We start from the raw sequence: 23,413 nt of genomic DNA, 5'->3' as shown, positions 1-23,413 counted from the left end.
TGAAATACTGTGAAAGTAATAACTGTACATCATCCCCATTCAATTAGTAAGAATGATTTTCCACCCCTGGTACTCGCTCTGGGATACTTCGATGGCGTTCATAAAGGACATCAAAGGGTAATCAGGGCAGCAGTGGAAGAAGCGAAGGAACAGGACGTTTCGAGTGCGGTCATGACATTTGATCCCCATCCTTCCGTTGTACTGGGTCATAAACACAAGCATATCCACTACATAACACCCTTGGAAGATAAGAAAGAGATCATAAAGGAACTCGGTGTGGATTATTTATTCATTGTCCGGTTTACGTCAGAATTTGCAAATCTGACTCCTCAGGACTTCGTCGATCAATATATTATCGGCCTTAACGTAAGGCATGTCGTAGCAGGATATGATTATTCATATGGCAGGATGGGGAAGGGGACGATGGAGACCCTGCCCTTCCATTCCCGCGATATGTTCGGCTCCACGACCGTTTCAAAGTTGACAGATGCTGATCTCGATTTGAAAGTGAGTTCTTCCTTGATAAGGGAGAACCTTAAAGAAGGCGACGTATCCAGGGTGAAAAATCTCCTTGGCAGACCGTTCAAAATGAAGGGAACGGTCATTCACGGAGATAAAAGAGGGAGGAAAATCGGGTTCCCTACAGCTAATATCGAACTCTCCGATGACTACCTGACCCCTAAGGTGGGGGTTTATGCGGTCAGAATGAAAATCCATGATAAATGGTTCGATGGTGTGTGCAACATCGGGTACAAGCCAACCTTTAAAAATCCCGACGACTATTCTTTGACCATCGAAGTCCATCTTTTCGATTTCCACACTTCCATTTACGGAGAAGAAGTGTTCATTGAATGGTATGATAGAATAAGGGACGAACAGAAATTTTCCGGAATAGAGGAGCTAATCTCCCAAATCCAGAAAGATAAGGACCAGGCGATAGACTACTTTACGAAAAATTAAGGATTACACTTGATTTTTATTTAAAAGAGTAGTATTCTAAATATCGTATGAAATGAACCTTTGCTTGGCATCACGATTCACCAACGGCTGCTCAGTAACAGGGGATTTGAAAGAAATTACTAGGAGGTGAAAAGGATGGCTATCACTAAAGAGCGTAAAAACGAACTTATCAGTGAATACAAAGTACATGAGAACGATACTGGATCTCCAGAAGTTCAAATTGCTGTCCTAACTGAAGAAATTAACAACCTGAACGATCACTTACGCGTTCACAAGAAAGATCACCACTCTCGTCGCGGTCTTCTTAAAATGGTAGGTCACCGTCGTAATCTATTATCTTACTTACGTAAGAAAGATGTACAACGCTACCGTGAGTTAATTAACAAATTAGGTTTACGTCGATAAACAGACAAAGGAAGCGGGATTATGTCCCGCTTTTTCTTTAGCTTTCATAAGTGGAAATCTTTGTATGATCCTCCACTTCTTTTTATACATTTTCATCATTTGAAGTATTCATTTTTCTCGTTTTTGTCTAAAATACATAATATGTATCCAATGTGGAAGGTGACCCATCGTCTAACGGGTCAGGCACCCGCTTTGATGCAACATCCTGTATTTACATAGTCAACAGGCATTCAAATCAAACGAATATAACAGCGCATATGTGCATGATATAGATTAATTTTTTATGTTTATCCGGGTTGGGTACAGGCCGAACCTTTTAGTGATATATAAAGAGAGGGGTACACTTTATGGAACAAACTAAACAAACCTTTTCCATCGAATGGGCCGGAAGAGAATTGACGGTCGAAGTTGGCCAATTTGCCAAACAAGCGAATGGAGCGGTAATGGTACGTTATGGAGATACTGCGGTACTTAGCAGTGCTACAGCATCTAAAGAGCCAAAGCCTTTGGATTTCTTCCCATTAACCGTTAACTATGAAGAGAGATTATATGCAGTGGGTAAAATCCCTGGAGGATTTATTAAACGTGAAGGCCGCCCGAGTGAGAAAGCCATCCTTGCGAGCCGCTTAATCGATCGTCCCATCCGACCATTGTTCGCAGATGGATTCCGTAATGAAGTTCAAGTAATCAGCATTGTGATGAGTGTAGACCAGAATTGTTCATCCGAAATGGCAGCTATGTTTGGTTCTTCATTAGCGCTGTCGGTTTCAGATATTCCGTTCGAAGGTCCGATTGCAGGAGTCATCGTTGGTCTTGTTGATGGAGAATTCATCATTAACCCTTCTGTCGAGCAGTTGGAGAAGAGTGAGATTCATTTATCCGTTGCCGGTACGAAAGACGCCATTAATATGGTAGAAGCGGGTGCGGATGAGGTTCCGGAAGAGACGATGCTTGAAGCGATCATGTTCGGTCATGAAGAAATTAAGCGTCTGGTTGCTTTCCAGGAGGAAATCGTCGCTAAAGTCGGGAAAGAAAAATCTGAAATTCAACTTGTTGAATTAGATCAAGACGTTGAAGCAGAAGTTCGTTCCTTATGTGAAAGTGAATTGATTCCTGCCATTCAGGTCCAGGAAAAGCATGCTCGTGAAGAAGCAATCAAAGCAGTAAAGAATAAAGTGATGGCTGTATATGAAGAAGAGAAGGAAGCGGATGAAGCTACCCTGAAGCAAGTGAAGAAAGTAATGGACAAACTTGTGAAGAATGAAGTCCGTCGTCTCATAACAGAAGACAAAGTGCGTCCGGATGGCCGTAAAGTCGATGAAATCCGTCCACTTTCTTCAGAGGTTGGATTACTTCCCAGAACGCATGGTTCAGGATTGTTCACACGCGGACAAACCCAGGCATTAAGCATTTGTACATTGGGTGCTCTTGGAGATGTACAGGTCCTTGATGGTTTAGGGATCGAAGAATCAAAACGATTCATGCATCATTACAATTTCCCTCAATTCAGTGTAGGGGAAACTGGACCGATCAGAGGACCGGGCCGTCGTGAAATCGGACACGGAGCTCTGGGAGAAAAGGCTCTGGATCCAATTATTCCAAACGAAAAAGACTTTCCTTATACAATCCGACTTGTATCAGAAGTACTCGAATCAAACGGATCGACTTCTCAGGCAAGCATTTGTGCAAGTACACTCGCGATGATGGACGCCGGTGTTCCTATTAAAGCACCAGTAGCAGGGATTGCAATGGGTCTGATCAAGTCAGGTGAAAACTATTCCATCCTGACAGATATTCAAGGAATGGAAGATCACCTTGGTGACATGGACTTTAAAGTAGCCGGTACTGCCAAAGGTGTAACCGCTCTTCAAATGGATATCAAAATTGATGGGTTATCCCGCGAAATTCTGGAAGAAGCACTTCAACAAGCGAAAAAGGGAAGAATGCAGATTCTTGATAGCATGTTAGCGACAATCGGTGAAGCTAGAACGAGCCTGTCCCAATATGCTCCTAAAATCCTGACCATGCATATTAACCCTGATAAAATCCGCGACGTCATCGGACCAAGTGGTAAGCAGATCAATAAGATCATCGACGAAACAGGCGTTAAGATTGATATTGAGCAGGACGGAACGATCTTCATCTCATCTACTGATGAAGAGATGAATAAAGTGGCTAAGAAAACGATTGAAGATATCGTTAGAGAAGTGGAAGCTGGACAAATGTATCTTGGGAAAGTGAAACGAATTGAGAAATTCGGTGCATTTGTAGAAATCTTCAGTGGTAAAGATGGACTTGTCCATATCTCTGAACTTGCAGAAGAACGCATCCGCAAGGTGGAAGATGTAGTGGCGATCGGTGACGAGATCCTTGTTAAGGTTCTGGATATCGATAATCAAGGAAGAGTCAACTTATCACGAAAAGCAGTTCTTAAGGAACAGCGTGAAAAGGAAGAACAAAACCAGGGTTAATCTTTAAGATTGGCAGGCTGTCCTGTAGGGAGCAAACTCTCCTCCGGGACGGCTTTTTTTATCTGTTCGATGAGCTTTAATGCCCCATGTTCTACCGTGTTCTTTTCTTACATATGTTTGTAGGAGAAGGAAGGTGGACAGGGATGGAAAAAAAATACTTGATTGGAATTAGTCTAATTGCTATTCTGACTTTAGTAGTTGTGGAGAATCCTCTATCAGATCAGTATGTAAACGGGTTAAAACAAGAGGCGGTAGTAGTGAATGGCGTAAACAGCACAAACGACCTCACCCGTATAATAAAAGAGGAAGCCAAATCAAGAGAGATACCGGCTCAGGATGCTGTGATAGATACCGTATGGAAAGCTACACCTGGATATAATGGATTGAAAGTAGATGTAGAGGCTTCTTTACAAAACATGAAGAAAGAGAAATCGTTTGATGAAGACAAGCTGATCTACAAACAAATCCCTCCTGAAAAGCATTTGCCTGATTTACCTGCCTCTCCCGTCTATCGTGGGAATCCTGATAAGCCCATGGTGTCCTTTATTATCAATGTAGCCTGGGGGAATGAATACATCCCTGATATGCTTGCAACTTTGAAAAAGCATCAGGTATATGCTACGTTCTTTCTAGAGGGGAGATGGGTGAAGAATAACCCGGACCTGGCGAAGATGATTGTGGATGCAGGGCATGAGGTGGGGAATCACTCGTATTCCCATCCTGATATGAAAGTGCTTGATGCCACCAAGGTAAGAGAAGAATTGAAAAAAACAAATGAAATGATTGAAGTGACCACTGGCGAAAAAGTAAAATGGTTTGCTCCCCCAAGCGGCAGCTACAGGGATGAAGTCGTTCATATTGCAGATGAAATGAATATGAGGACGATCATGTGGAGTGTGGACACGATTGATTGGCAGAAACCACAACCCAATGTGCTGATTGATCGTGTAATGGGTAAGATGCACAAGGGGGCGATTGTGCTCATGCATCCGACTGCTTCAACAGCCAATTCATTGAACACGCTGATTCTTCAAATAAAAGAAAAAAACTTAAGGCTGGGTACGATTTCAAGCTTAGTGAAAGAAGAGAGAATCGTAGAAAAGGCAGATAATTCACCACAACAAGGAGATAGTAAGAAGAAGCAGTAACTTCGCATCATGAATAGGAGGAACTTTCTTGATTAAGAAATATACATGCCAAAATGGATTGCGCATCGTACTGGAAGAAATTCCACACGTTCGATCCGTAGCGATAGGGGTCTGGATTGGTACCGGCTCACGTAATGAAACCGAACAAAATAATGGGATCTCCCATTTTCTTGAGCATATGTTTTTTAAAGGCACAAAGACCAAGACGGCACGTGAAATAGCCGAATCTTTTGATAGCATAGGCGGACAGGTTAATGCGTTTACTTCAAAGGAATATACGTGCTATTATGCAAAAGTATTGGACAATCATGCAGATTATGCATTACATACACTGTCAGATATGTTTTTCAATTCCACTTATGTAGAAGAGGAATTGAATAAAGAAAAAAATGTGGTGTATGAGGAAATCAAAATGTATGAAGACACACCTGACGATATTGTACATGATCTACTCAGTAAAGCCATTTATGAAGAGCATCCACTCGGATATCCGATCTTGGGAACGGAAGATACACTGAACACATTTAATCAGTCCAAACTGAAGGAATACATGCATGATATGTACACACCGGATCAAGTTGTGGTATCCGTTGCCGGAAATGTGGATGAGTCATTCATCAAAGAGGTTGAGAAGTTATTCGGTTCATATGAAGGTGGAAAAGGGCCGGAAGAGAGAATCAAACCTGCTTTTCATTACAATAAGCTTGCCCGTAAGAAAGATACGGAACAGGCACATTTATGCTTAGGATTCGATGGTCTTGAGATCGGTCACCCCGACATTTACAATTTGATTGTGCTGAATAACGTATTGGGTGGCAGTATGTCTTCCCGCCTGTTCCAGGAGGTTCGCGAACAGAGAGGACTTGCCTATTCCGTATTTTCCTATCATTCCGCTTACGAAGACAGCGGGATGGTGACCATTTATGGGGGAACGGGGGCCAATCAATTAGATCAATTATTTGATACCATTGACAGTACATTGCAAGCTCTTAAAGCAGAAGGGATCACCTCTAAAGAGCTGCAAAACAGCAAAGAGCAGTTAAAAGGAAACCTTATGCTGAGCTTAGAAAGCACCAATAGCCGTATGAGCAGGAACGGAAAGAATGAATTATTGCTGAAACGACACCGGACCCTGGATGAAATCGTCGAAGAAATCGATGGTGTGACCATGGATAAAGTCAATCGTCTGGCTTTGGACATCTTCACTGATGACTATGCTTCCTCACTCATCAGCCCGGATGGAAACCTGCCTCAAAACATAAAAAAATGAACGTGAAAAGCAGACCTCAGGAGGTCTGCTTTTCTTTATGGATCATGAAATTTTTTCTTCTAAAGAAGGTGGACAGTGTATACATTGTACTACACAGCTATTTTTAGGGGGATACGATCATGAGGTTAAGTGAATTAAGCGGGAAGGAAATCGTTGATTATAAAAAAGCGGAGCGGCTTGGCATCCTGGGGCAGACAGATCTTGAATTTAATGATAAGTCGGGCAGCATCAGTGCACTCATCATACCCACCGGGAAATGGCTGAGGAAGCAGGGGGGAGAAATCCGGGTACCCTGGCATCAGATCAGGACAATCGGGGCAGATATGATCATATTGGAAGTCTCGGAAGACTAATTCAATACTGCATCAAAACGAAACGGGTCCTGACCCGTTTTTTATTTTGCCTGATTTCCAAAGGACCATACGTGCTTTTATTCTCACCCATTGGGTCTGTGCAACATACACTGTTGAAGTGAAAAGGGATTTAGAATAGCGATTATGTAAAAAGTAGGTGAAATCAGTGATGCTGACCGGAATGCAGATCGCAGTTCTAGGCGGAGATGCTCGTCAACTTGAGATTATTCGAAAGCTTACGGAGTTGGATGCCAAAATATCACTCGTAGGCTTTGAACAATTAGATCATGCCTTTACAGGAGCCACCAAGGAAAAACTCGATGAAGTGGACTTTTCAATGATGGATGCCATTATTTTACCTGTACCCGGCACGAATCTACAAGGAGAAATCGATACGATTTTTTCAAATGAGAAAATCACGTTAACGGAAGAAATTGTATCTGAAACGCCAGAGCACTGTACGATCTATTCAGGAATTAGTAATGCGTATTTGGACCAAATCATGTCTTCAACGAACCGCAAACTTGTTCAGTTGTTTGAAAGAGACGACGTTGCCATCTATAACTCCATCCCTACAGTAGAGGGAACGATTATGATGGCTATTCAACATACAGACTTTACGATCCACGGCTCCGACATCGTGATATTGGGTCTCGGCAGAGTGGGTATGAGCGTTGCAAGGACATTTCATCATTTAGGTGGAAGGGTGAAGGTCGGAGTACGCAAAAGCGAGCACTTGGCCAGGGTGACCGAAATGGGGCTAGTGCCATTCCATTTGGACGATTTGGAAAAGGAAGTTGAGAATTGTGATATTTGTATTAATACAATTCCAGTGCACATTGTGAAGGCTGGCGTCATAGCCAAAATGCCTGCCCATACATTAATTATCGATTTGGCTTCAAAGCCTGGAGGTACAGATTTTCGTTATGCAGAAAAGCGCGGGATTAAAGCATTATTGGCCCCTGGGCTCCCAGGGATCGTAGCACCGAAGACGGCAGGACAGATCCTGGCGAATGTTCTTTGTCAATTATTAGAGGAAGATTTTGATTCAGGAAAGGAGAGTTCATCATGAGTGTGAAAGGAAAACGTATCGGGTTTGGTCTCACAGGATCTCATTGTACGTATGATGCCGTGTTCCCGGAAATTGAGAGATTAGTGAATAATGGAGCGGAAGTTATGCCGATTGTGACATCTACCGTTATGAATACGGAAACAAGATTCGGTAAGGGAGAAGATTGGATCAAACGTATCGAAGACGTAACTGGACATAAAGTGATCGATTCAATCGTCAAAGCAGAACCACTTGGGCCGAAGATTCCACTGGATTGCATGGTGATTGCCCCATTGACGGGTAATTCAATGAGTAAGTTTGCCAATGCAATGACCGATTCCCCTGTGTTAATGGCAGCAAAAGCAACCCTGCGTAACCACCGCCCTGTAGTACTCGGAATTTCCACAAATGATGCTCTGGGTTTAAATGGTATTAATCTGATGAGATTGATTTCAACGAAAGATATTTATTTTATTCCGTTTGGGCAGGATGCACCTGAAAGTAAACCAAAGTCGATGGTTGCCAGGATGACATTGATTCAAGAAACGATCGAAGCGGCCATGGAAGGGCATCAGCTACAACCCGTCGTCATCGAAAGATATTTAGATTAATTCAGGAAGAAGGTCATCCCCACGGGAAATTCAGATGACCTTCTTTTCATGCATGTATAGATAGACGAACCCGGTATCATCTATAAAAAATCCTATTGTCGAATAATTGTTTATGTTAAAATATTCTTTATTATAGTAATAGACTAAATTAACTTACCTATTGTACTATGAGAATATTGAATGGTTGGAAGGAGAGAAGATTTTGAATACAACGGGTTTTCATGTAGCTGTTGTGGGTGCCACCGGTGCCGTCGGACAGCAGATGCTTCAAACACTAGAAAAAAGGGATTTTCCAATAAAACAATTGACTTTATTATCATCAGCACGTTCTGCAGGCTCCACGGTCCTATTTAAAGGCAAAGAATGGACGGTTGAAGAAGCGAAGCCCGAAAGTTTCGAAGGGGTCGACATCGCTTTATTTAGTGCAGGTGGAAGTGTATCAAAACTTCTTGCTCCTGAAGCCGTAAAACGCGGTGCAGTCGTAGTCGACAATACGAGTGCCTATCGAATGGATCCGGATGTTCCACTTGTCGTCCCGGAAGTGAATGAAGAGGACATTAAGCTTCACAACGGAATCATTGCGAATCCGAACTGTTCGACGATTCAAATGGTTGCAGCACTCGAGCCGATACGTAAGCAGTATGGCTTGAAGAAAGTAATCGTATCCACCTATCAAGCCGTTTCAGGTGCCGGTGCCGTTGCCATTGATGAACTTCACGCCCAATCACAGGCCATTTTATCCGGTGAATCATTTGAACCTGGTGTGTTACCTGTAAAAGGAGACAAAAAGCATTATCAGATTGCTTATAATGCCATTCCTCAAATTGATACATTTCAGGAAAACGGCTTTACATTCGAAGAAATGAAAATGATCAATGAAACGAAAAAGATCATGCATATGCCTTCTCTGAAGGTATCAGCGACATGTGTCAGATTACCGGTTGTAACAGGTCACTCCGAAAGTGTATATATTGAAATTGAGAAGGATTCTGTTTCGGTGAAAGATATCCACGCACTTCTTCAAGATGCACCCGGGGTAACCCTGGAAGACGTACCTGAAGAACAGATCTATCCGATGCCTGCTCATGCCGTAGGTAAGCCGGATGTATTTGTGGGCCGCGTCCGCAAAGATCTTGATGAAGAAAGAGGGTTCCATATGTGGGTTGTCTCTGACAACTTACTGAAGGGAGCTGCCTGGAACTCTGTTCAAATTGCAGAAAGTTTAATGAATCTTGGGCTAATTAAGTAATGAAGAGGAATCATTTCAGCAATTAATCTGCATAATTCCACTAATCGTTTTTCAGATACCTCTTGAATATGACAACGAGGTGTAGTCATGAAAGTGATCGTTCAAAAATTTGGTGGAACTTCTGTACGTGATGAGGCAAGTCGTCTAAAGGCAATCGCCCACACGAAACAAGCAATCGATAAAGGGTATAAAGTGGTGGTGGTCGTCTCAGCAATGGGAAGGAAAGGGGAACCCTACGCCACAGATTCCCTATTGTCCTTAATCGGTGGCAGAAACACTTCAATCAGTAAACGGGAACAGGACCTTTTACTATCCTGTGGAGAGATCATTTCGAGTCTGGTATTTTCCAATATGCTTCTCGAGCATGGAATCAGATCGACTGCCTTGACCGGCGCTCAGGCAGGGTTCCGGACGAATAACGATTTTAACAATGCGAAAATCATAGAGATGAAATGCAGCCGGTTGGTAAGGGAACTGGAACAACATGATGCCGTCGTAGTGGCAGGTTTTCAGGGAGCGACCAAGGACGGGGATGTGACGACCATTGGAAGAGGGGGGAGCGATACCTCCGCCTCTGCTCTTGGTGTCGCATTAAAAGCGGACTACATCGATATTTTCACAGATGTGGAAGGGGTCATGACTGCGGATCCACGTATTTCTTCCAAAGCAAGACCGATAACGGTGGTTTCATATAATGAAGTGTGTAATATGGCATATCAGGGAGCGAAGGTAATCCATCCACGGGCGGTTGAAATTGCCATGAATTCGAATGTGCCGATACGGATTCGTTCAACCTATTCAAATGGAGAAGGAACTCTTGTGACGACACTTGAAAATACGAAGGCCCATAAAGAGTTCAGGAGTCACCCCGTCACAGGGATCGCTCACGTATCCAATCTCACCCAAATTAAAGTATTCGCCAAGGAAGATCAGTACAATCTTCAGGCCGAAGTGTTCAAAGCCATGGCCAAAGAGGGGATCAGCGTTGATTTCATTAACATTTCCCCGAGAGGTGTCGTGTACACGGTGGGTTCTTCGCTAGCGGGTGATGCCATCAGGGTTTTAAGAAAGATCGGGCATAACCCGATCATAGAATCGGAGTGTGCCAAGATCTCAGTGGTGGGAGCAGGAATGACGGGGGTACCCGGGGTGACTTCTGCCATTGTTTCTTCCCTTTCTAACGAAGGGATTCGCATACTTCAATCAGCAGACAGTCATACGACCATCTGGGTACTGGTGAAGGAAATGGACTTGATCAATGCCATCAATGCCCTTCATGATACATTCCAATTACAAGAAAGAAATGCTACATTCAGAGTGGGATAAACTTACGAGGAGAGTGACTAGATTGAATTTTGGCCGCGTTTCTACGGCGATGGTTACACCATTTGACCGTAAAGGAAATATTGATTTTACGAAAACGACGCAATTAATCCATTATCTGATCGAGAATGGATCGGATTCATTAGTAGTAGCAGGCACTACCGGGGAGTCTCCCACCTTAACGAAAGAAGAAAAGATTGCACTATTCCGTCATGTCGTGAAAGTGGTGAATGGCAGAATTCCGGTCATTGCCGGGACGGGAAGCAACAACACCCATGCTTCGATCGAACTTACTAAAAAGGCGGAGGAAGCAGGCGTCGATGCCGTCATGCTGGTAGCGCCTTATTATAATAAGCCGAGTCAGGAAGGAATGTACCAGCATTTTAAGGTGATTGCAGAATCCACTTCCTTACCTGTCATGCTGTATAATATTCCGGGCAGATCAAGCGTCAATGTCTCACCTGAAACGATTATTCGTCTCTCAAAGATTGAGAACATCGTTGCTGTGAAAGAAGCAAGTGGGGATCTGGACAGCATGACAGAAATCATTTCCCATACGCCTGATGATTTTATGTTATACAGTGGTGATGACGGTCTCACATTGCCGGTACTATCCATTGGCGGGGCGGGAATCGTGTCAGTGGCATCCCATGTCATCGGAAATGAGATGCAGGAAATGGTATCTTCCTTTTTAGGAGGGAACATCACTCATGCAGCACAGCTGCATCAAAAGCTCCTTCCGATCATGAAAGGCCTGTTCACAAGCCCCAACCCCACTCCGGTCAAAACGGCCCTCCAGATGAAAGGCCTGGACGTTGGCTCTGTGCGGTTGCCACTGATCCCCCTGACAGAAGTAGAAAGGGCGAAACTTTCTCACTTACTCGAAGCCTTATCTTAATATAATGCGCATGCGATATCCAAAAGACTGTGAAGCTATGTCCTTCACGGTCTTTTGTTCTTTCTAATAGGGATAACCCTGAGAGAGATAATTCTTCAAAAGAAGAAGGAATTATTCTTACCGTATCGAAATAGTAACGTAGAATAAATGATTGCAGTCTTTTTCCTAATCCTGAATATGAAGGATAAAATTGGTTGTACTACCAAAATGGTATCAAGTATAATGAATATAACTGATTGAAGATCGGGGAAGGAACAGCATAGGAGGACATAATGGTGAGTAAGATAAAGAATGAAAGCATTAAGGTGATACCACTCGGGGGAGTGGGAGAGATAGGCAAGAACATGTACGTGATTGAAGTCGACCATGAAATATTCGTGATTGACGCTGGACTTATGTTTCCGGAAAATGAAATGCTTGGGATCGATATCGTCATTCCTGACATTCAATATTTGATTGAAAATAAAGAACGGGTAAAAGGGATCTTCCTCACTCATGGACATGAAGACAGTATTGGGGCGATTTCATATGTCTTAACGAAGATCAAGGCTCCAGTCTATGGGACACGCTTAACGAATGCATTGGTAAAGGCACGTCTGAAGGATGAACATATCAGGGATGATGTGAAGTTTTATACGATTCATTCTGATAGCTACCTTACTTTTGATGGTGTGAATGTGACCTTCTTTAAAACCACACACAGTATTCCTGATTCAGTCGGGGTTTGCATACATACATCTGAAGGAGTCATCGTCCATACAGGAGAGTTCAAGTTCGATCAATCGGCAAAGCATCTTTACCGGCCGGATTTAGGCAAGATGGCGCAAATTGGTGAGAAGGGTGTCCTTTGTTTATTGTCTGACAGTAAAGAGGCCGAGAGACCAGGGTTTACAACATCAGAGTCGGTCATCGAACAACATATCACGAACGCCTTGAGGAAAGCATCAGGGAGAGTGATCGTGGCATGCTTCGCTTCGAATTTAATTCGCCTTCAGCAGGTATTTGATGCAGCTGAGCAGAATAATCGAAAAGTGGCTGTGGTCGGGAAGAGTTTAAAGAGAGTCTATGATGTGGCCTTGAAGCTCGGATACCTTCATGTCCGGGATGAAATGATCATCGGAATTGACGAAATGGAGGATTATCCTAAAGATGAAGTCCTCATCATAGCTACAGGAACTCAAGGGGAACCGTTTGAAGCGCTTCAACGGATGTCCAAGCGTTCCCATCGTCTAGTAAACATTGAAGAAGGTGATACGGTCCTTATAACCGCCACGCCTTCCCCAGGCATGGAAGTGATCGTCGGGAGGACGATCGATATGCTTTATAGAGCCGGGGCAAATGTATTGACCGCGTCGAAAAAAGTTCATGTGTCAGGTCATGGGAGTCAGGAAGACTTAAAGTTCATGTTGAATATCATGAAACCAAAGTACTTCATACCGATCCAGGGTGAATATAAAATGCTCGTCGCCCATACCCAGCTTGCCCACGATACCGGACTACCTTATAAGCAGATCTTTATCATGGATAAGGGAGACGTGCTTCAATACAAGGATGGTAAGATGAGAATGAGCGGCCGTGTTCAGGCGGGGAATGTATTGATCGATGGGATCGGGGTCGGGGACGTAGGTAATATTGTCCTTCGTGATCGTAAGTTATTATCGGAAGACGGTGTATTTACGGTTGTCATCACCATCAACAGAAGATCCAAGTCTATCGTCTCAGGACCTGAAATCATCTCCAGGGGATTCGTGTATGTGAGGGAGTCCGAGGAATTGATCGAAGGGGCAGGGGGGATCGTGACGGATGTGGTTCATTCCTATCTGCAAAAAGGTTCTTTTGAATGGACGGCGATCAAGCAGGACATCCGGGATCAACTAAATTATTTCCTATTTAATAAAACACGGAGAAGACCGATGATTCTACCGATCATCATGGAAGTATAAAGTGTGGGGCTATTTGTTTCGAACAAATAGCCCCATATTTATTTGAACACAAAGAATAAAGTATGAAAACACTCCCATATTAAAATAATAACAAGAGAATGGGAATGAAAAGGAGATGTTTTCATGGAACAAAATCGTGAACATATGCATGATGAGCCAAATAAAGGTCAGGATGATCAGAAAGACAAACCTTCTGGATTGATGGAAAAGATTCAACAACTGGGGCAAACCAATGTTCCACAACTTTCTCAAGACTCCAATATTCACTGCCTCACCATTGTAGGCCAGATAGAAGGACATATGCAGCTTCCGCCTCAAAATAAAACAACAAAGTATGAGCACGTCATCCCCCAGCTTGTGGCCATTGAACAAAATCCCAAGATCGAAGGGCTGGTTGTAATTCTGAATACGGTCGGGGGAGATGTAGAAGCGGGTCTGGCCATTTCCGAAATGATCGCCTCATTATCCAAACCTACTGTTTCTGTTGTACTTGGGGGTGGACACAGCATTGGGGTCCCAATCGCTGTATCCTGCGACTTCTCGTTCATTGCAAGTACGGCTACCATGACGATCCACCCTGTTCGATTAACCGGTTTAGTCATCGGTGTGCCCCAAACATTTGAGTATCTGGATAAAATGCAGGATCGGGTAGTCAGCTTTGTCACTAAGCACAGCAATATCACGGAAGAGGATTTTAAAGACCTTATGTTTGCAAAAGGAAACCTCACAAGGGATATAGGTACGAATGTGGTGGGGGATGACGCGGTGGAATACGGATTGATCGATGGAATTGGGGGCATCGGGTCGGCAATCAGGAAGATCAATGAATTGATCGAGATGAAGAAGCAGACAGATTCACAAGAGGGTCTGGTTCAATGATCCTCTATACAATGGTTCCCAATGATCTGGTGTTTCCCACCGATGGAAGTGAATTCAGCGGTCAAATGATGATAAACTATCAGGGCGTTCCCCTTCTGGTTCAGCAGGAGGAAAACAAATATCGAATCATCAGGGTCATGAGCAGTGATCCCGCCCATTACTTAAATGATCAAATTTGCCCAGGAGAATATCTAAACAATTAAGTGAGAAAGAGGATTTTCCCAAAATAGTGGATATGCTATAATATTACTCAGAAGACAGTATATACAAAAAGTTCACGGGAAGGGTTTGACACCTTAGGCACATACATTGCCCCAAAGGGTCAGCCCTTTCTTCATCTTCTAGTACATAAATCAGATAGACTTCAACAGAATTTAGGTGAATGGTTTGGCAAAACGGAAAAAAAGAAAAAAACGTTCTCAAACAGGCTCTGCACTGAAACAGACGATCAAGTATGAGATCATCGGATTGATCCTATCTGCATTAAGCTTGATATCCATCATTGAGCTTGGAGCCGTTGGTAAGGCACTTGTTTATTTTTATCGTTTCTTCCTCGGGGAATGGTATATGATTGCCCTTTTATGGATGCTGTATGTAGCGGGCTACCTGATGATTAAACGGGAGGTACCGATGTTGTTCAGCAGGAGACTTGTCGGGGTATATATCATCATTGCCAGTTTCCTCCTATTAAGTCATGTGAAATTATTTGATCTCCTTTCAAATGGCGGATCATTCTCTAATCCCAGTGTCATCATGAATACGTGGGACTTATATTGGATGGACGTCAACGGTGAATCCAGTACGTCCGATCTTGGAGGAGGGATGATCGGCAGCATCCTGTTTGCGGTTTCCTACTTCCTATTTGATTCACAGGGGGCAAGGATCGTCAGCGCAACGTTCATTATGATCGGCATCATCCTTGTGACTGGTAAATCCATCGGGGACGTACTTGGAAGAGCAGGGAAACGCTTTGGTGCCTTCATGAGTGGGCAATGGTCAGCATTTAAACAGGATATGAGCGACTGGAAGGAAGAGCAATCCAAGAAAAAAGAAGTAAAAGAGAAGAAAAAGAAAGATGAACCAATGAAAAGGGAAGAATCGCCTGAACCAATGGTCTCCGAGGAAGAAGAAACGCGGGAACCGATCATCTCGAATTTCGCAGAGCGTGCATATGGTGGATCACCATCAAAAGAAGAGGCCGTAACTCCAGGTGCCGGGACTAGTAATGATAAAGAGGCTTCGACAAGGAAAGAGGGCGATACGGAAGGGGAAGCAGAAGCAGCCCCGCCAATCACCTTTACAGAAGTGGAAAATAAAGATTACAAGCTTCCATCGATCTCTTTATTAAAAACCCCTAGAAAAACGGATCAGAGTAACGAATATCAATTGATTCATGCCAACGCGGCAAAGCTTGAAAGAACATTCCAAAGCTTCGGGGTAAAGGCAAAAGTGACTCAAGTCCATCTTGGCCCAGCAGTCACAAAGTATGAAGTACATCCAGATGTAGGCGTGAAAGTAAGCAGGATCGTCAACCTGAGTGATGATCTGGCGCTGGCCCTTGCAGCGAAAGATATTCGGATTGAAGCTCCGATTCCGGGTAAGTCGGCCATCGGTATTGAGGTTCCGAACTCGGAAGTGGCCATGGTATCCCTGCGGGAGGTTCTTGAAGCGAAGGAGCATAACAAACCCGATGCGAAACTGCAAATTGGCTTGGGGCGTGATATCACCGGTGAAGCGGTACTCGCTGAGCTGAATAAGATGCCTCATTTACTGGTAGCGGGAGCAACAGGGAGCGGTAAGAGTGTATGTATCAATGGGATCATCACAAGTATACTCATGAGGGCAAAGCCCCATGAAGTTAAACTGATGATGATCGACCCGAAAATGGTTGAACTGAACGTATACAATGGAGTTCCACATCTCCTGGCACCCGTTGTAACAGATGCCAAGAAAGCGTCCCAGGCTTTAAAGAAGGTTGTTAGTGAGATGGAGCGCAGGTATGAGTTATTCTCTCATACGGGAACCAGGAATATTGAAGGATACAATGACTACGTTAAGAGACAGAATATAGAAAATGAAGATAAACAGCCTCTGCTGCCTTATATCGTAGTGATTGTAGACGAGCTGGCGGATCTCATGATGGTAGCCTCGAGCGACGTGGAGGATGCCATCACAAGGCTTGCACAGATGGCACGTGCTGCCGGGATCCATCTTATCATTGCGACGCAGCGCCCATCGGTAGACGTCATCACAGGGGTCATCAAGGCCAATATTCCGTCCCGGATTGCTTTCGCCGTATCGTCCCAAACCGATTCCAGAACTATTCTGGATTCCGGTGGAGCGGAAAAGCTATTGGGAAGGGGAGATATGCTCTTCATGCCAGTTGGGGCATCCAAGCCAACAAGGGTGCAAGGTGCGTTTTTATCAGATGAAGAAGTGGAAGAAATCGTAGACTTTGTCATCTCTCAGCAAAAGGCTCAATATCAGGAGGAAATGATTCCCGATGAAGTTCAGGAGGATGAGAAGTCAGGGGAAGCGGAAGACGAATTATATCATGATGCCGTCCAGTTGATCGCGGAAATGCAGACAGCATCCGTTTCTATGCTTCAAAGAAGATTCCGGATCGGCTACACGAGGGCCGCGAGGTTGATCGATGAAATGGAAGTAAGGGGAGTCGTAGGTCCTTATGAAGGCAGTAAGCCCAGAACCGTCCTGGTCGGCAAGCCATCAGAAGAGCAAAGTTCCTAATCCAAGGTGTGTTACTCTATTCTAATTGAATGGGGTACCATGCCTTTTTTTGTTAGGGAAATGAGGGAAATATCCCGTTTGAAAACGCTTTAACGAAAGGAATGCGGGTTTATCCACGAATGTGTTATACTATTAAAAGCGTTTACAAATGTAATGCCTTTGTTTAGAGTATGTAAAAAATGATAACGGAAAACGGTACCACTGTAAAAAAGTAGTTAATATATCCCATTTAGGCCCATTTAATCAACGATTTTTTCAATTTTTTTACAGAAAAGGATTTTAAATTGTCATTCTAATCATTTTTTTCGACAAAATCACACAATGCTATTCCTTTATCAAAAGAAAAGTGTTATAGTATTTTCGATTAGTAGGAAAGATATACATCAGAGGTCTGATGTCTTGAGAAAATGTGGTGGTGGTTCCAGTGACAATAAAAACAGACAATCGGCATTTATACTTACAAGTAATTGACCGTTTGAAGAAGGATATCGAGGCGGGAATTTACAAAGAAAAAGAAAAACTCCCATCTGAATTCGATCTTTCCAAACAATTAGGTGTAAGTAGGGCTACTCTTAGGGAAGCTCTCAGGATTCTTGAGGAAGAAAGTGTCATCGTACGACGTCATGGTGTAGGTACATTTGTAAACGCCAAGCCGCTCTTCACTTCTGGTATAGAGCAGCTGAACAGTGTAACGAACATGATCAAGCAGGCTGGTATGGAGCCAGGGACCATTTTCTTAAGCTCAACAACTCAAGAAGCTACTGAGGATGATGTGAAGAGGTTTACTTGCAATGAAGAGGACGACGTGATCCTCATTGAAAGGGTTCGAACGGCAAACGGGGAACCGGTTGTATATTGTGTGGACAAAATTCCTGAGAAAGTCATGCCGAGGAATTTCACACATGAGGATAATTCGATTTTCACTGTTTTAGAAAAACGGGAGAATAAGAGAATTACCCACGCGGTCGCACAAATTGAACCAATGGGATATCACGATAAAATCTCCCCTATTCTAAATTGCGAGCCGGAAACGGCCTTACTCGTTCTGAAGCAAATGCATTTTGATGAAAACGATGAGCCGATCCTTTATTCCGTAAACTACTTCAGATCAGACAAATTTAGCTTCCAGGTATTAAGAAAGCGCGTATAACAGCAATCCATCTTACTACTAATTTATTACAATAATAGGGGGTACTCTAGGTGAAAAAACGTAAATTCGGTTTAGCGTTATCATTTGTTCTGGCAGCAGGTACATTATTAGGTGCTTGTGGAACAAGCGAGGACAAAGAAGGTGCATCTAGTGGCGATGGCAAGAAAGAAGATCAATTTACAGTAGCAATGGTTACAGATGTTGGTGGAGTAGATGATAAGTCTTTCAACCAATCAGCATGGGAAGGTCTGAAAGCCTTCGGTAAAGAGAACGACTTGGAAAAAGGTAAAGATGGATTTGACTACTTACAGTCACAATCAGATGCTGACTATGCTACGAACTTAAACAAATTAGCTCGTCAAGATTTTGACTTAGTATATGGTATCGGTTTCCTTATGGAAGGTGCAATCACTGAAATTGCACAACAACAAAAAGATTCACACTTCGCAATCGTTGATGCTGTTGTCGATCAACCAAACGTTGCAAGCATCATGTTCAAAGAGCAGGAAGCTTCCTTCCTTGCTGGAGTGACAGCAGGACTTGCGACTAAAACGAACAAAATCGGATTCATCGGTGGTATGGAAATTCCGGTTATCGAACGCTTCCACGCTGGTTTCATTGCTGGTGTTAAAGCGGTCAATCCTGATGCAGAAATCGTTGCAGACTATGCGGGTGCATTCGACAAAGCTGAACTTGGACAAACAATCGCATCAAAAATGTATACTCAAGATGTTGACGTAATCTTCCACGCAGCTGGTGGAACGGGTAATGGATTATTCAAAGAAGCACGTGACCTGAAAGAAAAAGATCCTTCACGTGAACTTTGGGCAATCGGTGTTGACTCCGACCAATCAGCAGAAGGTAAAGTAGGAGATCATAATATCATCCTTACATCGGCACTTAAGCGCGTTGATAACGCAGTAGTGGATCTTTCCACTAAAGCGAAAGAAGGAAATTTCCCTGGTGGGGAGCAAATCCTTTACGGACTTAAAGAAGATGGCGTAGGACTTGCTGAATTAAATGACGAACTTTCCAATAAAGATGAAGTCATGAAAAAAGTAGATGAATGGAAAGAAAAGATTACTAGCGGAGACGTAAAAGTTCCAGAATCTATTAAAGATGCGGAAGCTTTCTCAGCTAACTAATTGAACAAGAAGGGAGTGGCCGGGGATATCCGGCCGCTTATCCTCCTGAAAATAGGTTGATATATTAATAGAAATTTAATTGAAGTATAGAAAATTTCTATCTTTCATTTAGATTTTTATTCGGGGAAACCCTTTTTTTTCTGAGTAGTGAAGGTCTGACCTCTAACTACTAGATAAATATCCCTAGTCTATGCAAGGAGTGATTAGAAATGGATTATGTAATTGAGATGCTGAATATCCGTAAAGAATTCCCAGGCATCGTAGCAAATGACAACATAACCCTCCAGCTCAAAAAAGGTGAAATTCATGCGCTTCTTGGTGAAAATGGAGCAGGTAAGTCGACATTAATGAACGTGTTATTCGGCTTATACCAGCCTGAGCAGGGAGAAATCCGTGTAAAAGGGCAAAAGGTGAATATTACCAATCCGAACATCGCCAATGATCTTGGAATCGGGATGGTTCATCAGCATTTTATGCTCGTTGATACATTCACTGTAACGGAGAATATCATTCTCGGAAGAGAGCCGAAATCCGGTGCAACTGTGGATATTAAAAAAGCTGAAAAAGATATTCGGGATATTTCTGAAAGGTATGGTCTGAAAGTAGATCCAAACGCTAAAATTTCAGAAATTTCAGTAGGTATGCAGCAGCGTGTGGAAATATTAAAGACACTTTATCGTGGAGCAGAAATCCTGATCTTTGATGAACCGACCGCTGTATTGACTCCTCAAGAGATCAAAGAACTGATTCAAATCATGAAAACTCTGATTAAAGAAGGTAAATCAATCATCCTTATCACTCACAAGCTTAAAGAAATTATGGAAGTGTGTGATAATGTAACCGTTATCAGAAAAGGGAAAGGGATCGGCACAGTGAAGGTCACAGAAACGGATCCGAATCACCTTGCCAGCCTGATGGTGGGGCGTGAAGTCACATTCAAAACAGAAAAGAAAGAAGCCACACCTAGTGATAATGTTCTCGAGGTTCGTGACTTAAACGTAAAAGACCAGCGAAATGTCCCAGTTGTAAAGGACCTGAACCTTGAGGTGAAAGCAGGGGAAATCCTTGGTATAGCCGGCGTGGATGGAAATGGACAAAGTGAGCTGATTGAGGCCATCACGGGTCTTCATAAAGTCGACAGTGGTTCAATCAAACTGAATGGAAAAGAAATCGCAAATATGAAACCCCGTAAAATTTATGAGTCAGGTGTAGGTCATATTCCTCAGGATAGGCATAAACATGGCCTTGTACTTGATTTTCCTATCGGGGAAAATATGGTCCTTCAGACCTATTACCAGAAACCGTATTCCAATAAAGGGGTACTTAGTTACAAAAATATTTACAATCAGGCAAGAAAATTGATAGCGGAATTTGATGTCAGGACTCCATCAGAATTCACCCTTGCCCGTGCTTTGTCCGGGGGGAATCAGCAAAAAGCAATCATTGGCCGCGAAGTAGATAGAGATCCGGATTTATTGATAGCGGCTCAGCCGACCAGGGGTCTTGACGTTGGAGCCATCGAGTTTATCCATAAGCGCCTGATTGAACAAAGGGACAATGGGAAAGCAGTTCTGCTCCTATCATTTGAACTGGATGAAATCATGAATGTAAGTGACCGGATTGCGGTTATATATGAAGGAGCGATTGTCGCCGTTGTCAATCCAAAAGAAACGACCGAACAAGAGCTTGGATTACTAATGGCCGGTTCGAGAAGGAAGGAAACGGGAGGGGAATCACATGTCTAACCGCTTAACAAATATATTAATCCCGGTAATCTCAGTCCTTTTAGGTATCATTGTCGGAACGATCATCATGCTGGTGAGTGGGTATGACCCGATTGCAGGATACGCTGCATTATGGAATGGGATCTTCGGGGAGATCTATTATGTAGGAGAAACGATCCGTCAGGTCACACCATATATTTTAGCAGGACTGGCTGTTGCCTTCGCATTTAGAACGGGTCTCTTTAACATCGGTGTGGAAGGTCAATTGATTGTGGGTTGGCTTGCCGCTGTCTGGGTAGGGGTTGCCTTTGATGATTTACCTAAGCTGATACATTTACCCCTTGCCATCATTGCTGCCGCATTAGCAGGGGCGCTATGGGGCTTTATACCTGGACTTCTTAAAGCGAAATTCCGCGTACATGAAGTCATTGTCACGATTATGATGAACTATATTGCACTTCACGTGACAAATGCCATTATCCGTGATGTCATTACTGACCGTAAAGATCGTACAGATATGATTGCGGATACAGCTTCATTGAAGTCTCCTTTCTTTGAAAGTTTGACAGATTACTCCCGATTGCACTGGGGGATTTTCATCGCCCTTGCATGTGTATTCATCATGTGGTTCCTGCTTGAAAAGACAACGCGTGGATATGAGCTGCGTTCTGTAGGATTCAACCAGCATGCGTCACAATACGCCGGTATGAACGTGAATGGGAACATCATCCTGTCCATGGTCATCTCTGGAGCGTTTGCCGGACTTGCTGGAGCGATGGAAGGCCTTGGCACATTCGGCTATGCTTCAATCAAGGGAGGATTCACAGGTGTCGGATTCGATGGGATCGCTGTAGCCCTTCTTGGTGGTAATGCGGCCATCGGAGTAGTGTTCGCCGCCCTTCTATTTGGAGGACTTAAAGTAGGGGCACTGAATATGCCTCTCGATGCAGGAATACCAAATGAACTGGTAGATATTATTATTGCCCTTATCATTTTCTTTGTAGCATCTGGTTATATGATCCGTTATCTGATTCAACGATTTAGTAAAAAGGGGGTGAAATAAGTGGGTTTTATTGATATTTTGACAATACTCATCCCATCAACCTTGCTTTGGGCAACACCACTTATTTTCACTGCTTTGGGAGGAGCGTTCTCAGAGCGTTCAGGTGTAGTAAATATTGGACTCGAAGGCCTTATGGTCATCGGTGCATTTTCAAGTATTGTATTCAACCTTGCTTTTGCAGATACTTTCGGTGCAGCGACTCCTTGGGTCGCGCTCCTTGTGGCCATGGTGATGGGTGGACTGCTTGCTATCCTGCATGCCGTTGCTTCCATTACATTCAGGGCTGACCAGGTTGTATCAGGTGTGGCCATCAACTTGCTGGCAGTCGGATTGACTCTTTTCTTGGTCAAACGTATCTATGGAAAGGGTCAAACGGATATCATCTCTGAAGGATTTGGGAAAGTCGATGTTCCTTTGCTTCACAGAATCCCGGTCATTGGAGATATCTTCTTTTCCAACACATATTGGCCGCCATTCGTTGCGATTCTTGTATCTTTCATCGTTTGGTTCATTATGTTCAAAACCCCGTTCGGTCTAAGATTACGTTCTGTAGGTGAGCATCCTATGGCAGCAGACACAATGGGAATCAATGTAACGAAAATGCGCTATATCGGTGTCATCATTTCCGGTGCTTTTGCAGGTGTCGGCGGGGGAGTATACGCCCAGGCGATTTCCTCGGACTTCAGCCATGCAACGATCAGTGGACAGGGGTTCATGGCCCTTGCAGCCTTGATCTTCGGGAAATGGCATCCACTTGGAGCCATGGGAGCGGCCCTGTTCTTCGGATTCGCCCAAAGTTTAAGTATCATCGGATCCAGTATCCCATTGTTTGAAAACATCCCAAGTGTATTCCTATTGATTGCGCCATATGTGCTTACCATCCTGGCACTAACCGGCTTCATCGGTCGTGCAGATGCTCCTAAAGCTCTTGGTACACCATATATCAAAGGAAACCGTTAAAAGAATCGAGAATAAGTGAAAGGATATCCTGAAAATAGGGGTATCCTTTTTCTTCGTTTACA

General features: G+C 43.5%; 20 protein-coding genes. All 20 read left to right on the top strand.

Annotated elements, in window-relative coordinates; genetic code table 11:
* Positions 1 to 9: 9 nt before the first annotated feature.
* The 20 genes from ribF (at position 10) to N5C46_RS04625 (ending at position 23,351) form a co-directional block, all read left to right on the top strand.
* Complete coding sequence (gene ribF / locus N5C46_RS04720; protein WP_261751135.1) at positions 10 to 960, top strand: bifunctional riboflavin kinase/FAD synthetase; 951 nt, start codon at positions 10 to 12, stop codon at positions 958 to 960.
* 135 nt (positions 961 to 1,095) lie between these two features.
* Positions 1,096 to 1,365, top strand: coding sequence for a 30S ribosomal protein S15 (gene rpsO, locus N5C46_RS04715; protein WP_034760125.1), 270 nt, complete (start codon positions 1,096 to 1,098; stop codon positions 1,363 to 1,365).
* Positions 1,366 to 1,712: 347 nt separating this feature from the next.
* Positions 1,713 to 3,836: a polyribonucleotide nucleotidyltransferase gene (pnp, locus tag N5C46_RS04710; RefSeq protein ID WP_261751134.1), complete on the top strand. Its 2,124-nt coding sequence runs from the start codon at positions 1,713 to 1,715 to the stop codon at positions 3,834 to 3,836.
* Positions 3,837 to 3,979: 143 nt separating this feature from the next.
* The gene (locus N5C46_RS04705; protein WP_261751133.1) at positions 3,980 to 4,984 is read left to right on the top strand and encodes a polysaccharide deacetylase family protein; all 1,005 of its coding nucleotides are present in this window, start codon (positions 3,980 to 3,982) and stop codon (positions 4,982 to 4,984) included.
* 28 nt (positions 4,985 to 5,012) lie between these two features.
* Positions 5,013 to 6,254 carry a M16 family metallopeptidase gene (locus tag N5C46_RS04700; RefSeq protein WP_261751132.1) on the top strand — a complete coding sequence of 414 codons (1,242 nt, stop codon included), beginning with the start codon at positions 5,013 to 5,015 and terminating at the stop codon, positions 6,252 to 6,254.
* Positions 6,255 to 6,373: 119 nt separating this feature from the next.
* Entirely contained in the window at positions 6,374 to 6,607 is a 234-nt protein-coding gene (locus N5C46_RS04695) for a YlmC/YmxH family sporulation protein (RefSeq protein ID WP_261751131.1), read from the top strand.
* 169 nt (positions 6,608 to 6,776) lie between these two features.
* Entirely contained in the window at positions 6,777 to 7,679 is a 903-nt protein-coding gene (gene dpaA / locus N5C46_RS04690) for a dipicolinic acid synthetase subunit A (RefSeq protein ID WP_261751130.1), read from the top strand.
* Positions 7,676 to 8,269: a dipicolinate synthase subunit B gene (dpaB, locus tag N5C46_RS04685; protein ID WP_261751129.1), complete on the top strand. Its 594-nt coding sequence runs from the start codon at positions 7,676 to 7,678 to the stop codon at positions 8,267 to 8,269. The genes dpaA and dpaB overlap by 4 nt, the downstream gene beginning before the upstream one ends.
* Positions 8,270 to 8,468: 199 nt before the next feature.
* A complete protein-coding gene (gene asd / locus N5C46_RS04680) occupies positions 8,469 to 9,518 on the top strand; it encodes an aspartate-semialdehyde dehydrogenase (protein ID WP_261752281.1) in 1,050 nt (349 codons plus the stop codon).
* Positions 9,519 to 9,605: 87 nt separating this feature from the next.
* Entirely contained in the window at positions 9,606 to 10,844 is a 1,239-nt protein-coding gene (gene dapG / locus N5C46_RS04675) for an aspartate kinase (protein WP_261751128.1), read from the top strand.
* 49 nt (positions 10,845 to 10,893) lie between these two features.
* Positions 10,894 to 11,739, top strand: a complete 846-nt coding sequence (dapA, locus tag N5C46_RS04670) for a 4-hydroxy-tetrahydrodipicolinate synthase (RefSeq protein ID WP_420720452.1) — start codon at positions 10,894 to 10,896, stop codon at positions 11,737 to 11,739.
* A 275-nt stretch (positions 11,740 to 12,014) separates the two neighbouring features.
* Entirely contained in the window at positions 12,015 to 13,682 is a 1,668-nt protein-coding gene (locus N5C46_RS04665) for a ribonuclease J (protein ID WP_261751126.1), read from the top strand.
* Between the two features lie 144 nt (positions 13,683 to 13,826).
* On the top strand, positions 13,827 to 14,561 hold the full coding sequence (locus N5C46_RS04660; RefSeq protein WP_261752280.1) for a ClpP family protease: 735 nt from the start codon (positions 13,827 to 13,829) through the stop codon (positions 14,559 to 14,561).
* Entirely contained in the window at positions 14,558 to 14,764 is a 207-nt protein-coding gene (locus N5C46_RS04655) for a YlzJ-like family protein (protein ID WP_034760106.1), read from the top strand. The genes N5C46_RS04660 and N5C46_RS04655 overlap by 4 nt, the downstream gene beginning before the upstream one ends.
* A gap of 184 nt (positions 14,765 to 14,948) precedes the next feature.
* On the top strand, positions 14,949 to 17,309 hold the full coding sequence (locus N5C46_RS04650) for a DNA translocase FtsK (RefSeq protein ID WP_261751125.1): 2,361 nt from the start codon (positions 14,949 to 14,951) through the stop codon (positions 17,307 to 17,309).
* A gap of 424 nt (positions 17,310 to 17,733) precedes the next feature.
* Positions 17,734 to 18,459, top strand: a complete 726-nt coding sequence (locus N5C46_RS04645) for a GntR family transcriptional regulator (protein WP_060669639.1) — start codon at positions 17,734 to 17,736, stop codon at positions 18,457 to 18,459.
* Between the two features lie 50 nt (positions 18,460 to 18,509).
* Entirely contained in the window at positions 18,510 to 19,604 is a 1,095-nt protein-coding gene (locus tag N5C46_RS04640; RefSeq protein ID WP_261751124.1) for a BMP family lipoprotein, read from the top strand.
* Between the two features lie 209 nt (positions 19,605 to 19,813).
* Complete coding sequence (locus N5C46_RS04635; RefSeq protein ID WP_261751123.1) at positions 19,814 to 21,349, top strand: ABC transporter ATP-binding protein; 1,536 nt, start codon at positions 19,814 to 19,816, stop codon at positions 21,347 to 21,349.
* A complete protein-coding gene (locus N5C46_RS04630; protein ID WP_261751122.1) occupies positions 21,342 to 22,391 on the top strand; it encodes an ABC transporter permease in 1,050 nt (349 codons plus the stop codon). Before N5C46_RS04635 ends, N5C46_RS04630 begins: the two co-directional genes overlap by 8 nt.
* A complete protein-coding gene (locus N5C46_RS04625) occupies positions 22,392 to 23,351 on the top strand; it encodes an ABC transporter permease (protein WP_206850887.1) in 960 nt (319 codons plus the stop codon).
* Positions 23,352 to 23,413: the final 62 nt, after the last annotated feature.

The sequence above is a fragment of the Rossellomorea vietnamensis genome (assembly GCF_025398035.1).
GTDB classification, from domain to species: domain Bacteria; phylum Bacillota; class Bacilli; order Bacillales; family Bacillaceae_B; genus Rossellomorea; species Rossellomorea vietnamensis_B.
This window is presented reverse-complemented; position numbering and strand designations above follow the sequence as displayed.